Source organism: Bacteroides sp. AM10-21B, assembly GCF_003472565.1.
Lineage (GTDB): Bacteria > Bacteroidota > Bacteroidia > Bacteroidales > Bacteroidaceae > Bacteroides > Bacteroides propionicigenes.
On record NZ_QRME01000004.1, the window covers coordinates 92,262 to 107,758 of the forward strand.

The window sequence follows — 15,497 nt, forward strand, 5'->3', positions numbered from 1 at the left end:
ACGACCAAACGCGGGGTCGTCACTTCTTACAGCGTTAATATCACTTAATAAACTACTTATTCTTAAAGCATTACAACAAAAAGTGACGAGTGATAACAAATTATCATTATTCATGATTTAAAATAATGGTAATTATGCAATAATAGGTAAATCAAACAGGTTCTAACCGTTAATACCGACAAGATTGTAATCTTGTCGCACACAATTGTAATACAATAGAAGAATATTACTATCTTGGAAAACAACATTACACTCCTCTTTCCGATGAATACGTTACTTTTGCCTTGCAAGAAAAACTAAAAAACTAAAACATCATGAAAGACAAGATTCTTCATCTATTAATTGTATTATTCCTCTTTCCCGCTATGCTGTCCGCCGCATCAAAGGAAGAGAAAATCTTTGCCAATTATTTCGACATTCCGGTAAACAGCCCGGAAGGAACGGAAGTAATCGGCCGTATTCATCTGGAAAGGAATAAAGATGTACTGACAAGCCCCATTCCTGCCGGTTATCACTTTGAGATTCTCAAACAAGCGGATGGAATGTTCAACTTGGAAACCCGATATGACTTATCCAAACGCATTATGGGTGTACTTACCGTAGCCAAAGGCCAGAATACAGGAAGCACCCCTTCCAATCATCGCCTGACCATTGCCTTGAAAGACGGTGACAGGCAACTGAAAAAATTCAATATCAACGTCAAAGTTGTAAAAGAGACTTTATGGAGTTTATTCAACAAGCGCTACACTCTCAAAACACTTAAAAACAATCGTTTGTACGGGCGTATCCAATACTCGGACGATGAAGTGGCAGCCAAGATTGAAGAACTGAAAAATAATAACTGGAAGTTTGCCGGACTGGAAAAATGCTATCAAGGACGCCCGCAAGACTATAAAATCATCCTCGACCCCACCAACGACCATGCTCCAAGCGGAACCATAGAATATGACTGGGCGAAAGTCGCCAACCAAATAGGCGGATTGGGTTACTCCTACGCCACTTCCAAAGTGTACGGTCCGAAAGGTGACCCCGAAAAGCGGAAAGAACTGAGAGAAACCTTATATCAGGCGATATTGACCTATACCAACTCCGTACCCGTAGAGGGAAACGAAGTTATGGTAGACGGAAAGCCGATTGGTAATTGCACCGGTGACGGCTTCGGTATGCTGCAAGCGCACAAAATGGCAGGAATGCAAACGCCCACCCACCAATGGACTCTGACCGACCCGCTGGTAGTCCCCGTACTTCACCTGATGCCCGAATTGCTGAAAGGTATGCACAATCAGGATGAAACCTGCCTGAAGGTACACAATGCGCTGATACGCTACCTGCAAATCTTCTTCTCGGAAATCGAAAGCCGCCGCGCCATAGACAATCCCGACGGCCGCTGGGGCGAACTGCAAGATACAATCTACTCATCCGGTGCATGGGCTGACGCCAACCTTGGCCACCGTTCACGTACATTATTGGCATTGCCTATCATCTGGGCAGACTACAACCGTCCCTTGACTTACGTACAGTATTGGTACAGCGATTTCTATCACGACCAACCGTTCAAAGGATTCAGCTACTCACCGGGATGGAGCCCGCACGGCATTGTAGCGGATGTCAGCCGTTGGATGACTAAATATAACATCGTGTCTCACAAATATATACAGTCCGGCTTCCAACCTGACGGAACCATATCGCATCACATCGCCAATGCGACCGATGCCGCCATGGTGGCTTACGGTTTTGAATGGCTGACGGATTGTAATGAAGGATACAGCTATTTCAAGAACACAAAATTCAAAATAGACGATAAATACTACCAGTTCCAGTTGGACCGCTTGCTGAATGTATATCCGAAACTGTTCTACAAACAACGTATGGACTTCCTCGTTGCGGGACGTTCTTTCATAGATGATATGCAAAGATTCGTAACCAAAACATACACCGGAGCTGTAAAGTCCATGCTGAATGCACAAAACAAAGGCTCTAAACTGGCCGGAGTAGAAGAACTCAAAAATATTTGCCGACAGCTGAAAGAGAATACCTATGAATATTCGGGAACAGATGCCTATTGGATTAATGAATATCTGGTACACCGCCGTGGTGAAAATGAAGCTCCGTTCTATGCTTCGCTGAAACTGAAATCGGAACGTACCGTAGGCGCCGAGGATTTCAGCAAGAAAGTACGCCGTTCATGGCATATGGGATATGGCATCCTGCAAGTGAAAGTGAATGGAAACGAATATTCCGACAAGGTTATATGCAACTTCGACTGGCACGCCCTGCCCGGACTGACGGAAGAGTGGCGCACCGATCCGATGCCGTTAGGACACGCGCAATTATCGCTGCCCGGACTGAATAAAATTTCGGGTGTACTGGCAGATGGGAAAGCAGGTATGGGTATCTACAATCATCTGCCTAAAGAAACGTACAGCTCTGCCACAGCCTTCAAGAGCTATCACTTCATCGAGGACAAAATAATCGCCTTAGGCAGCGACATCGCCCGTCTGCGTCCGGGACAAGGAAATGAGATTACCACATTCATTGAACAGACGGCATTGAACAGCCCGTTGACATGGTGCGTCGGCGAAGAAACGCAAACGATAGAATCCGGACAGTCCGTAAATATCGCCAAGGAGATAAACGACGTATGCTGGCTGCATCAGGGTGGCAAAGGATATGTTATTCTACCGCTGAAAAAACTGTCATTACAGATAAAGAGCGGTAAGGAAGTAAACATCACCGACCGTACGATAGCCAACAAAAAGCCTAACTTCATTGTCGCCGTAAGTCATGGAGCACAACCGGGGCAAACTTGGGACAACGCATACCGTTATGTACAACTTCCCAACGTCAGCGCAGCAGAAATGCCGGAACGTGTAGAAGCCTTGCTGAAAGATTTGGAATTCAATATGCAGGACGGCAAGGCGCATGCCGTGTACTCCGATGCCGACAAGACTTGGCAATACGCTTTCTTCAAACCCGGAAGCATCTCCGTGGGAAAGACCGCAGTTACTGCCAACGATGTTGCACAAATTATGTTGCGTGACAACGGTAAGGAATGGGTACTGTCCGTAAACAACCCCATGCCGGACGGACAGAAACAAACCCTGACGTTCAGCACCTCCGCCCAACTGCCTGCCGGAACCTACACCTACCGAACCAAAGGCGTGTATCCGCTGGAAGGTGAAACCGTTACGGTAATATCAGAAGGCAAAGGCAGCAAGGTTACGGTAGAGTTGCCGGACAGCCGCGACGCCGAGAAGTACAACTATCAATCGGACTTGTACGCAGCTACACCAATCATAGTGAACATACCCAAGAAGTAATACGAAGGAACTTAAAAACAGCGCACAATGAATAAACTATCCATTGTATGTTTGGCGGCTGCAGGACTATCATCCTGCAGCGGCTCCAAAACTACACAACCCGAAAACGGTAATACAGACAACAGGTCTGTCCACCGGCCCAATATCGTAATCCTACTGACCGATGACCAAGGATACGGAGACATGAAATGTTACGGCAGTCCTAATTTGCAAACTCCCAATCTGGATAAGCTGGCTGCCGAAGGGACGCGGTTCACCAATTTCTATGCCGGAGCCGCCGCCTCCACCCCCTCACGAGCCGCATTGCTGACAGGACGCTATGCCGAACGTGTAGGAGTGCCGGGAGTGGTGGACGACACTTCGGAAAACGGTATCAAACGCAATGAAATCACTTTGGCGGAATATCTGAAACAGAATGACTATGCCACTGCCCTCGTAGGCAAATGGCACTTGGGCTACCAACCCGAATACCTGCCGCTGCGTCATGGGTTCACAGAATTCTTCGGTCTTCCCTACTCCAACGATATGTGGCCTTATCATCCCGCCCCCGACCACGCCTATCCGGCACTGCCGCTTTATGACAACGACCGTATAATAGAATACAACCCTCCCGTCAATCAAATGACGACAAGACTGACCGAACGCGCCATCCGTTTCATCAACGACCATAAGGCAAAGCCGTTCCTCCTCTATTTGCCTTACACCCAACCGCACGTGCCACTGGGCGTTTCGGACAAATTCAAAGGAAAATCAGGTGAAGGACTTTATGCGGATGTAATCATGGAAATAGACTGGAGTGTGGGAGAAATAATGAAGACTTTGAAAGCTAACGGTCTGGATGAGAATACCATCGTCATGTTTACTTCCGACAACGGTCCCTGGCTGAGTTACGGAAATCATGGCGGCAGCACCGGCGGACTGCGAGAAGGTAAGGGAACAACCTTCGACGGAGGACAGCGTGTCCCCTTTGTGGTACGTATGCCGGGCGTAATACCCGCAGGCAAGGTCAGCGACCAATTCCTATCCGCCCTCGACATCACACCCACTCTGGTAAACCTCACCCAATCACAGATGCCGCGCATGAACAAATTCGACGGACAAGACGCTTGGGGAATCCTGACCGGAAAAGAAAACGGTCACCGGCCTTTCTACTTCGTATACAACGGTATTGTGGAAGCGCTGCGTGACGGCAAATGGAAATGCGTAGCCCCACATAGCTACCGCATCGTAAAGACTCCCGGAAAAGACGGAATGCCCGGAGAGCAGATAGCCAAAGGCGGAAACATCGGTCTTGCACTCTTCGACATGGAAACCGATCCTAAAGAAAGCAACGATGTGGCAGCACAACACCCTGAAATTGCAGAACAGATGTACGCCAAGATAAAGGAGTTCCAAAAGGAAATGGACGAAGAGATGAAACACCTTATGATTGAGTAACATACACTCGTATAAACAAAAAACGAATTGTATCATGAAAAGAACTATACTGCTATTGGCATTAACCCTACTGGGTTGCCAAGGTATCCTAAAAGCCCAGCAAGTACCCCCCCTTCAAGTGGAGGAGGTACCTACATGGGTGGAAAACGCCTTTACTGTGGCACAAACACAATCGGAAGCCATGTACAAAGAGGTAATGAAAACAGGACTGCTTCCACGCTCCATTCAACAGGGATTACAGCCGAAAACAAACTGGACGGCAGGTTTCTTTCCCGGTACGCTATGGTATCTGTACACCTACACCGGAAAAGACATATGGAAAGTACGTGCCGAGAAAGCCACCGCCTTAATGGAAGGGGAACAGAACAATGCCTTTGACCACGACATCGGCTTTAAAATGTACTCTTGTTATGGAAACGGTTATCTGCTGACCGGAAACAAAACCTACCGCCACATCATCTTCCGTTCTGCCAAAACGCTGGCCTCACGCTATTCGTACAAAACCGGCCTCATCATGTCGTGGGAACCGGATGCAAAACGCGACTGGCTATTTCCGGTCATTATAGACAACATGATTAACTTGGAACTGCTCATGGAAGCCTACAAAATATCGGGAGATACAACGCTCAGACAGATTGCCGTCTCTCATGCCGACAAGACCATGAAATACCATTATCGCGAAAATATGTCTTGTCCGCATGTTGTGGACTACGAACCGGAAACGGGAGCTATGCGCAAATACGACTGGAACAATGGCTCGGACAACACTACGAACTCCACTTGGTCACGCGGCCAGTCATGGGGACTCTACGGTTTCACCATGATGTATCGCGAAACAGGTGACCGGAAGTATCTACGCCATGCCGAGAAGATTGCGGACTTCCTGCTAAGCCATCCCAATATGCCCGAAGACATGATTCCTTACTGGGATTACTCCGCACCCGAACGTTCAAAGATGCGTGACGCATCAGCGGCTGCCATTATGGCATCGGCACTCATGGAACTCAGCACCTATTCTTCTCAGAAAAAGAAATACTTTGAAGCCGGTGAGAAACAGTTGAAAAGCCTGTCTTCTCCTGCTTATCTGGCGAAGCCGGGAACTCATGAAAACTTTGTCCTGATGCACGCCACCGGAAACTTCCTGCGCAACAGTGAACTGGACGGGGCACTCTCGTATGCCGATTATTATTATACGGAAGGATTGCTGAGATACCTGCAACTCCTCAATGGAAAAGAATTGTATAAAGTTACGAAACTATAAGAACTTATATTTACAACACTTTATCAAGAAAAAATCTTCATTATTGCCATTATCCGGCAGGAATGAAGATTTTTTCCTATATTTGTTGTTACAAAACCTTATCAATCAATAAACCATGGTAAAGCCTGTCTTATTGTCCATCTTATTTTGGCTACTCATCTACCCGCTTCACGCACAAACCACAGAACCAATAAGTTTTGTCCATATCGGGCTGGACGATGGACTGTCGCAAAGTACCGTATTCGATATTACCCAAGACAAATACGGTAATATGTGGTTTGCCACCTACAACGGGCTGAATAAATATGACGGTTATACATTCACGGTATTTCAACATAATGAAAAAGACCCGCAAAGCTTGGGTTGCGATATTGTCCGCTCATTAAAGACTGACGAACAAGGCAGAATATGGATTGGAACTTACGAAGGACTTTCATTATATGACACTGACAAAGAGTGTTTCCAGAATTTCCAATACAAGAAAGAGGGCAAGAATATGCCTGTCAATAAGATTGTGACAGTCAACGAGGAACTGTTGCTTATCTATACGGACGGAGAACTTGTCTTGTTCAATACCCGCACCCAATCGTTCTCCAAATCTCAGCTTAATCCGGACATCTTTACCATTAGCCCTACATCCGTCAACCGTCAGGGAGATTATATTTATATAGGTAGCAGAGAAGGCCTGTTCTCTTATTCTATCTCACAAAATACAATCACAAGCGTTGCACCTGAGATTTTGAAAGGGAAACATATATCCGCCGTGCTACAACAATCCCCCACTCTGTTATGGGTGGGAACCGAAGGAAACGGATTATTCCTTGTAAACCCGTTCAACAACGAAACCAAGCAATATACAGCGACACCGGGAGGCACACACCCTATCAGTTCCAACTACATACGTGTATTGTCACTGGACACACAAAACCGGCTGTGGGTGGGTACTATCAATTCCCTCAACATATACCAAAAAGAGAGCGATTCCTTCTCAATATACAAAAGCAACCCTCTGAGAGAAGGAAGCTTGTCGCAAACCTCCATCCGCAGCATATTCGCCGATTCACAAGGCGGAATGTGGTTGGGAACATTTTTCGGAGGTCTGAATTATTATCACCCGTTGAAGGGCCGTTTTCAAAAAATACAATCTGTACCTAACCGTAACTCCCTAAACAACAACATAATTAATTGTATAGTAGAGGATCAGGAAAACAATTTATGGATTGGAACAAACAGTGGCGGTGTCAACTTCTATAACTCCAAAACCAATACATTCACCCATTATACTCCCAAAGACGGGTTGGGTTCTAATGACGTAAAGACAATCTATGTAGACGAACGACAAAACAAGGTCTATATCGGTGTACATGCAGGCGGCATCAGTGTGTTGCATCGTAATACCGGCCGCATTGAAACCCTTACCATCCCTTATCCGTCAGGAATCGCGACAAAAAGTATTTATGCCATCGTACCTATCGGCAATGGCGAATATTGGGTAGGAACCTTAGGCGGAGTAGTCCGTTTCAATCCTTCACAAAAGACATTCACCCCTGTTACCGCCGAAAAAGACGGCAAGCCATTCAAAAGTACACGAATCACTACCGTATTCAAGGATAGCAAGCAACGTTTATGGTTTGGAAGTGAAACGGGAGTCATTGTCTACGCACAAGACGGCAACGAGTTACAAAGTATCCCGGTATTGCCTTCGGACTCTCCCCTGAACCATCGTTTTATCAACAGCATATACGAGGGACACGACGGCATATTCTGGATTGGTACACGTAACGGAATCTACCGTTTCGATGAAAAAGACAAAACAAGCAAACAATATACCACAGAAGAAGGATTGCCCAATAATGTAGTCTTTGGTATTTTGGAAGACCGTGAAGGAAAACTGTGGATAAGTACGGATAAAGGATTAAGCTGTTTCCAACCCAAAACTGAAAAGTTCCGTAACTTTACCAGCAACGACGGACTGCAAAGTAACCAATTTGCAGCATCCGCATACTGCCGTGCAGCCAATGGCAAGATGTACTTTGGCGGAATCAGAGGTATCACCGCATTTCAGCCGGAAGAAATTGTAGACAATCCGTATACCCCTCCGGTTACCATCACCCAGTTACGACTTTTCAACAAGAAAGTCATACCGGGAGACGATACCCGCATACTGAAAACCAATATCTGCGAAACCCGCAGTATAACCCTCGCTGCAAAACAATCAATGTTCTCCCTGGACTTCGTTGTACCCAACTATATATCAGGCAAACATAATACTTTCGCCTATATACTGGAAGGATATGACAAAGAATGGTACTACACAGGTAACCGGCGTACCGTATCTTACTCCAACCTCCCGGCGGGAACTTACCGGTTCTTAGTAAAAGCCGCCAACAGCGACGGTAAATGGAATGAGAAACCCACAGAGCTGGAAATCATAGTATTGCCGGTATGGTATAAGACTTGGTGGGCTATACTGTTATTCATTGTAACTTTTATCGCCATCACAATATTCATATTCCGCTATTTCTGGATGCGCAAAAGTATGCAAGCAGAGCTCCAAATGGAACGGGTAGACAAAGAAAGACAGAAAGAAGTGAATGAAATGAAACTACGGTTCTTCATAAATATCTCGCACGAACTGCGCACGCCACTCACTATGATTCTGGCTCCCGTGCAAGAAATGTTGGATAAGGTGAACGACCGGTGGCAGCGAAAACAACTGGACCATATACAGAGAAACACAAACCGATTGCTGCATTTGGTAAATCAGTTAATGGACTACCGACGTGCAGAACTGGGAGTGTTCAATCTCAAAGTAAGACGTACTCCTATTCATACAGTCATCGAAAAAGATTTCTTATTCTATGACCGATTGGCACAAAAGAAAAAGATAGTTTATAACCTCTCTTCGGAAGTAGAAGGGAAGGATATTCTCTGTGATCCCAACTATTTGGAGCTGATAGTCAACAACCTGCTCTCGAATGCCTTCAAATACACCGATGAGGGAAAGAGTATCACAGTGACGCTAAAAGAAACCGAAAAAGAATTGTTGCTGCAAGTGAAGGACACCGGAAACGGAATCCCCATTGACAAGCAGGCTAAAATATTTGAACGATTCTATCAGGCGGACAGCGAACATATGGGAAGCGGCATAGGATTATCACTGGTGCAACGTCTCGTAGACCTGCATCATGGTCGGATTGAACTGGAAAGCCGGGAAGGAGAAGGAAGTACTTTCTCCATTTATCTGCCAACGGAGGAAAGCGCATACCAACCGGGAGAAATAGCCACCCTGACGGATTCTATCGGAGAACAGCAATCATATACTACCAACAACCAAGATATGTACATCGTCGATACAGAGGATGAAAAAACGGCAACAGAAGAAGAGACAGAGGAAAACAGCAAGAAACGAAAAGAGAATATTCTCATAGTAGAAGACAATCCGGACATCCGTCAATATCTCAGTGATGAATTAGGCAAAAGTTATCGTGTATTGACAGCTGACAATGGAGAAGAAGCGCTGGCTACCATCAAAGAGCAAGAGATAGACCTTATATTAACAGATGTCATGATGCCCGTTATGGATGGTTTACAGCTATGCAAGCAGATAAAACAAAATCTGCGTACCTGCCATATCCCTATCATCATACTGTCCGCCAAAACAGACTTGAAAGAGCAGCTGGAAGGATTGCAGGTAGGTGCGGACGACTATATTCCCAAGCCATTCTCAATGGCAGTGATTGCAACGAAAATTAGAAACCTGTTCCGTACACGTTATCGAGCCATTGAACACTATTCCAACTCTTTGGAAGTGGAACCGGAAAAAGTGGCGCTCAATGCAATGGACGAGGATTTACTGAAAAAAGCAGTCGCCATTGTAGAAAAGCATATGGACGATGTAGAATTCTCTACCGATGATTTTGCCCGCGAAATATGCATGAGCCGTTCTAATTTGCACTCAAAATTGAAAGCATTGACCGGAGATACAACAAATGACTTCATCCGTAAAATACGTTTTAACCGGGCTTGCAAATTACTTAAAGAAAAACGATATACAGTGGCCGAGATAAGTACAATGGTAGGATTCAACACTCCTTCTTATTTCTCAACCAGCTTCAAGAAATACTTCGGTTACTTACCCACAGAATACGGAAAGTAAGGATGCATACAGAATAAAAAGATATTATTCATTACATAATACTACAACATTAAACTTCTTTCATACAAGATTGAACTATTTCCTACAAGGATATAACCTTTTCAAACAGAAGAGAAGTTAACTTAAATGCGGATTTATTTATTTTGCCAATGCTGACAAATATTGTTGGCAATATGATAAACAAACATTTTTATTAACCTTATTAAGCAAAAGTATTATGAAATGTAAGATTCTGTTCATTCTATTTTTCCTCCTTACAGGTTTATCTGCCGCTTATGCACAAAAGATGCAAGTAACCGGTACTGTGATAGACAATGAAGGATATGAAGTGATCGGCGGTAGCGTAACCATTAAAGGAGCTGCCGGAACGGGAACTGTCACTGACGTAAACGGTAAATACACCTTGACAGTAAATGATGCGTCAAAAGACATATTAGTATTTTCGTATGTAGGAATGACCTCGCAAGAAGTAAAAGTCAACGGACAAAAAAACATCAATGTTACTTTAAAGGCAGATGCCGTAATGCTGGATGAAGTAGTTGCAATCGGTTATGCTACTGTGAAACGTAAAGACTTAACAGGATCCGTAGCATCAGTGAAAAGTGAAGACCTGTTGAAAATACCGACATCAGACGTTACCCAAGCATTGGCAGGACGTATGGCCGGTGTACAGGTGACACAGAGTGAAGGCGCTCCCGGTTCATCTATCTCAATTCGTGTTCGCGGTGGTATCTCTATTACTCAAAGCAACGAACCCTTATATGTCATCGACGGTTTTCCTACAGAAGATGGAATGTCTACATTAGATCCCGCTGAAATAGAAACCATAGATATTTTGAAAGATGCTTCAGCTACCGCTATCTATGGAGCTCGCGGTGCCAATGGCGTTGTGGTAATCACTACCAAGAACGGTTCGAAAAACAAAGGGAAAGCTACTGTTACATTTGACAGTTATTTCGGCATTCGGAAACTGGCAAGCAAGTTGGATGTACTCTCCCCCTACGAATATGTATTGGCAGACTACGAAAGAACCATAGGAAAAGCTTCTGATATAGCCGAAGAAACAACCAAATGGGAAGCACGCTACGGTAAGTTCAGCGATATTGAGGCCAATTACAAAAACCGCAAAGGAATTGATTGGCAAGAAGAGACATTAGGACGTACCGCTATTGCCCAAAATTACCGTGTCGGTATTCAAGGTGGAAGCGAAAAGACACAATACAGTATGGCATACAGTTACTTCAAAGATGAAGGAGCTATGGTATATAGTGGCAATTCAAAACATAATATCTCACTCAGCGTCAACAGTGAAATCAATAAATGGTTGTCTGCCACAGCCCGTATCAGCTTCGACCAGTTGAATATCTATGGTGTAGGTACTTCCGGAGATGGCACAAACGAAGGTACTTCAAACAAGGAAGCCAGATTCAATAAGATGACACACATCTTACAATATCGTCCAACCATCGGTATTACCGGAAACGATGCCGATTTGTTAGCAGGAGAAGACCCCGCTTTGGCTGATGACAGCGGAAACGTCATGCAGAATCCTTTAATTTCTGCAAGAGAAGAAACCAATGACAAAGAGTACCGCACATTCCAAGCCAACGGAAGCCTTACTGTCAAAATTATAGATGGACTGACATTCCGTAACACAACCGGTATGCGTTATCAAATTTATAGAAATTCTATTTTCTATGGAGCTGAATCCAGAATAGCACAGCGTTCAAGCATCAATGGTCGTATCAGAAATACTGAAAACAGTAGTTTCCAAACTTCCAACGTGCTGACTTATAGCAAGGATTTCAATAAGCACAGTCTTACAGTAATGGCAGGACAAGAATACGTTAATCGTTGGTCTCGCTATGTCCAAGCAAGTGCTACCGACTTTCCCAACGACGAAATAGGCTTAAGCGATATGTCTTTAGGTAAGGCAGGCACTCCTTTATCCAATGAAAACTATGATGACAAATTAATTTCATTCTTTGCACGTGCCAACTATGATTTTGCAGACAAATACATTTTCACCGCTTCTCTCCGTGCAGACGGTTCCTCCAAATTCGGTAAGAATAATAAATGGGGATACTTTCCTGCCGTATCAGCCGCCTGGCGTTTAGGGGAAGAAGAATTTATCAAAAAACTGGATATTTTCTCTGACTTGAAATTCCGTATCGGTTATGGTTTAGCCGGAAACAACCGTATCGGCAGCTACAATAGTTTGGCCATATTAGGTTCTATCGTAGCATCATTAGGAGATGCTACCGTCTCCGGATACGCACCGACCCAGATTCCCAACCCCGACCTGAAATGGGAAGCAAACAAGACATTTAACTTAGGAATGGATTTCGGTTTCTTCAACCAACGCTTAACTATTTCGCCCGAATTTTATATCAACAAAAGCAGCAATCTATTATTAAGCGCACAACTGCCTTATTCATCCGGTTTTCAAACCATGGTAATCAATGCCGGTGAAACAAAGAATGTAGGTATCGACCTGACCATCAATTCAGCCAATATTTCCACAAAAGATTTCACATGGAATACTGCCTTGACCCTTTCACACAACAAGAATAAAGTAGAAGCATTGACAGGTGAAGCGGAACAATTATATGAAGCAAAATTCGGTTTTAACTTGAATACCCATAGATTGGCTGTAGGAGCTCCTATCGGACAATTCTACGGATACGTAACAGATGGTTTATACCAAGTCAGTGACTTCAATTATGATGCTGCAACGAAAACCTATACGCTCAAAGACGGTATTCCGTATACCGGAAACAAAGGAAACATCCAACCCGGTATGTGGAAATTTAAAAATCTGGATGGAAGCGAGGATAATCTTATTACGGAAGAGGATAAAACTGTAATAGGCAATGCCAGCCCCAAATTTTATGGCGGTTTAAACAACACTTTTACCTACAAGAACTTCGACTTAAGTATATTCGTTACATTCAGCTATGGTAATGAAGTTTTCAACGCAACTAAATTGATTAACTCCAAGATAGGGGACAAAAATAAGAACGCACTGAGTACGATGAGCAGCGCAAATCGCTGGATGACCATCAATGCTGCAGGAGAGACAGTAACCGATCCTACGGAACTGGCAGAACTGAATATCGGCAAAACCACAGCAGCCTATTTCGATAACGCCAATTATATCCACTCATGGGCTGTAGAAGACGCTTCTTTCCTCAAACTGAGCAATATAACATTAGGATACACATTCCCTAAGAAGATGATTAGCCACATCGGGCTGAGCAACCTGCGTTTATACGCAACAGGTAACAATCTGGCAACTTGGACCAAATATTCCGGCTTCGACCCGGAAGTTTCTACCATGGCAAGCGGATTAACTCCGGGCGTAGACTCCGGCGCATATCCCCGCAGCCGTTCATTCATCTTTGGTATTAACGTAGCATTCTAAACTTTAAAAGATTACATCAATGAAAAAATATCACTTACTATACATAGCTTCGACCTTATTCTTGGCAGGGCTTACCTCATGCGAAGATACGCTGACAGAAGAACCGGATTCTTCCTACAAGAAAGAGCAATTCTTTACCTCTGAATCTAAAGCAGAAATGGCAATTTACGGTATCTATCATTCCATAGAACATTCCGATCATTATGGCTCTGTAGAAACCGTGACCCCGGCTTCAGACGATACCTATTACATGAACGGAACCAATATTGATAATATACGTCGAGACATAGCTCACTATGTACTCACTCCGTCCAATGCATGGATTCAAAATATATGGATTTATAAATATCAGGGCATTGATCGGGCAAACTATGCCATTGACGGTATTCAATCAATGCCGGGCTATGAAGAGAATAAAGCACTACAAGCATTGGTAGCTGAAGCTCGCTTTTTACGTGCGTTCCTTGCATTTGACTTGGTTAAATATTGGGGAGATGTTCCTTTTAAGACTACCTACACTTCTGACTATGCATCTACATTTCAAGGACGTACAAGCCGTGAAATAATCTACGATGAAATAATCAAAGATTTGGATTTCGCTAAAAACAACTTATCGTGGGCTGACGCTTCCTCGTCTCCTGAGAGAGCAACGCAAGGGGCTGCAAGAGCTCTATTAATGCGTGTGTATCTACAACGTGCCGGCTACAGTTTGCAACAAGACGGAAACCTGACCCGCCCCGATGATGCAAAACGAAAAGAATACTTCGGTGCAGTTATTAAAGAATGGGAGGCTTTTGAAGCAAACAAATACCATGATTTCTATCCTAATGGTTTCGACGGATTATTTAAGGATGTATCCGCCGGTATTATCAACTCTAAAGAAAATCTTTTTGAGATTGCATTTTACTTCACTCCTGACGGAACTCAGGGAAAGGGAGTATGGGGAACTTATAACGGTCCGGAAGTAGTAGCCCCTGTAATCAAACCCACAGAAACAGCTAATTTCATGGGACGGGCCAATGCATTCTTCCGGGTTGTACCCGAATGGAAAGATTTCTTTGAAAATTCTGATGTACGCCGTGATGTTATGGTTTGTACATATATGTACAAATGGGACACCCAATCTTACAATCATAAAAAAGTTGAAAACAAATCCAACAGATGGTATCCGGGAAAATGGCGTCGCGAATGGATGCCAATAGGTTATAAGAACCCGAATAGTACTGATGTGAACTATTGCCCGCTACGCTATGCCGATGTTGTGTTGATGGCTGCCGAAGCCTACAATGAAACAGGAGACACGCCAATGGCATGGACATTGCTGAACAAAGTCCGTACCCGTGCTAAAGCGACAGAAATCACCCCAAGCAATTATACGAGTTTAGTGAAAGCTCCTCAAGTGTACAACCTGCCATTCATCAGCGACGCTGATGATGCCGGAAAATTCCGTACGGCCCTTTATTGGGAACGGGCATTTGAACTGGCATTTGAAGGACAACGCAAGTATGACCTTATCCGTTGGGGAATATTGAAAGAGGCATTAGAATTGTTTGGCAGCAAAAGTGCAGTAAATAAACCTATCAACGCCAATGACAGTTATCCGGCATACAAAAATTTCGTAACCGGAAAACATGAATTGTTTCCCATACCTTTGAAAGAAATACAAAGTAATCCTAAATTAGAGGGAAAAAATAATCCCGGATATAACTAAGACATCAATAAACCAGAATATTGAAGTGCTCTAAATAATTCTGAAGTTTTAAAGGTATGTTATGGCTTAATCTGATTGAGTATACCATAACATACCTTGCTTTTATATAGAATTGCACAATTCTAAAACTTCATGAGACAAAATTAAAAATGCAGCATAATATAATGCAAGACCTTTCGACATTA

Annotated in this window: 6 protein-coding genes; all 6 read left to right on the forward strand. The window is 44.0% G+C overall.

Annotation, left to right across the window (positions count from 1 at the left end; genetic code table 11):
- The first annotated feature begins 314 nt into the window (after positions 1-314).
- Positions 315-3,320, forward strand: a complete 3,006-nt coding sequence (locus DW121_RS06370; protein WP_118323325.1) for a polysaccharide lyase family 8 super-sandwich domain-containing protein — start codon at positions 315-317, stop codon at positions 3,318-3,320.
- Positions 3,321-3,347: 27 nt separating this feature from the next.
- Positions 3,348-4,757, forward strand: a complete 1,410-nt coding sequence (locus DW121_RS06375; protein ID WP_118323326.1) for a sulfatase — start codon at positions 3,348-3,350, stop codon at positions 4,755-4,757.
- Between the two features lie 34 nt (positions 4,758-4,791).
- The gene (locus DW121_RS06380; protein ID WP_117710856.1) at positions 4,792-6,018 is read left to right on the forward strand and encodes a glycoside hydrolase family 88 protein; all 1,227 of its coding nucleotides are present in this window, start codon (positions 4,792-4,794) and stop codon (positions 6,016-6,018) included.
- Between the two features lie 115 nt (positions 6,019-6,133).
- Positions 6,134-10,177 (forward strand): two-component regulator propeller domain-containing protein, encoded by a 4,044-nt coding sequence (locus DW121_RS06385; RefSeq protein ID WP_117710857.1) that lies wholly within the window; start codon positions 6,134-6,136, stop codon positions 10,175-10,177.
- Between the two features lie 217 nt (positions 10,178-10,394).
- Positions 10,395-13,601, forward strand: a complete 3,207-nt coding sequence (locus DW121_RS06390; RefSeq protein WP_118323327.1) for a SusC/RagA family TonB-linked outer membrane protein — start codon at positions 10,395-10,397, stop codon at positions 13,599-13,601.
- A 19-nt stretch (positions 13,602-13,620) separates the two neighbouring features.
- Complete coding sequence (locus DW121_RS06395) at positions 13,621-15,312, forward strand: RagB/SusD family nutrient uptake outer membrane protein (RefSeq protein ID WP_117710859.1); 1,692 nt, start codon at positions 13,621-13,623, stop codon at positions 15,310-15,312.
- The last annotated feature ends 185 nt before the right edge of the window (positions 15,313-15,497 follow it).

Bases quoted from the DNA above. Each gene is read 5' to 3' on its own strand.
- DW121_RS06370 (WP_118323325.1), top strand. From the start codon at position 315: ATGAAAGACAAGATTCTTCATCTATTAATTGTATTATTCCTCTTTCCC.
- DW121_RS06375 (WP_118323326.1), top strand. From the start codon at position 3,348: ATGAATAAACTATCCATTGTATGTTTGGCGGCTGCAGGACTATCATCC.
- DW121_RS06380 (WP_117710856.1), top strand. From the start codon at position 4,792: ATGAAAAGAACTATACTGCTATTGGCATTAACCCTACTGGGTTGCCAA.
- DW121_RS06385 (WP_117710857.1), top strand. From the start codon at position 6,134: ATGGTAAAGCCTGTCTTATTGTCCATCTTATTTTGGCTACTCATCTAC.
- DW121_RS06390 (WP_118323327.1), top strand. From the start codon at position 10,395: ATGAAATGTAAGATTCTGTTCATTCTATTTTTCCTCCTTACAGGTTTA.
- DW121_RS06395 (WP_117710859.1), top strand. From the start codon at position 13,621: ATGAAAAAATATCACTTACTATACATAGCTTCGACCTTATTCTTGGCA.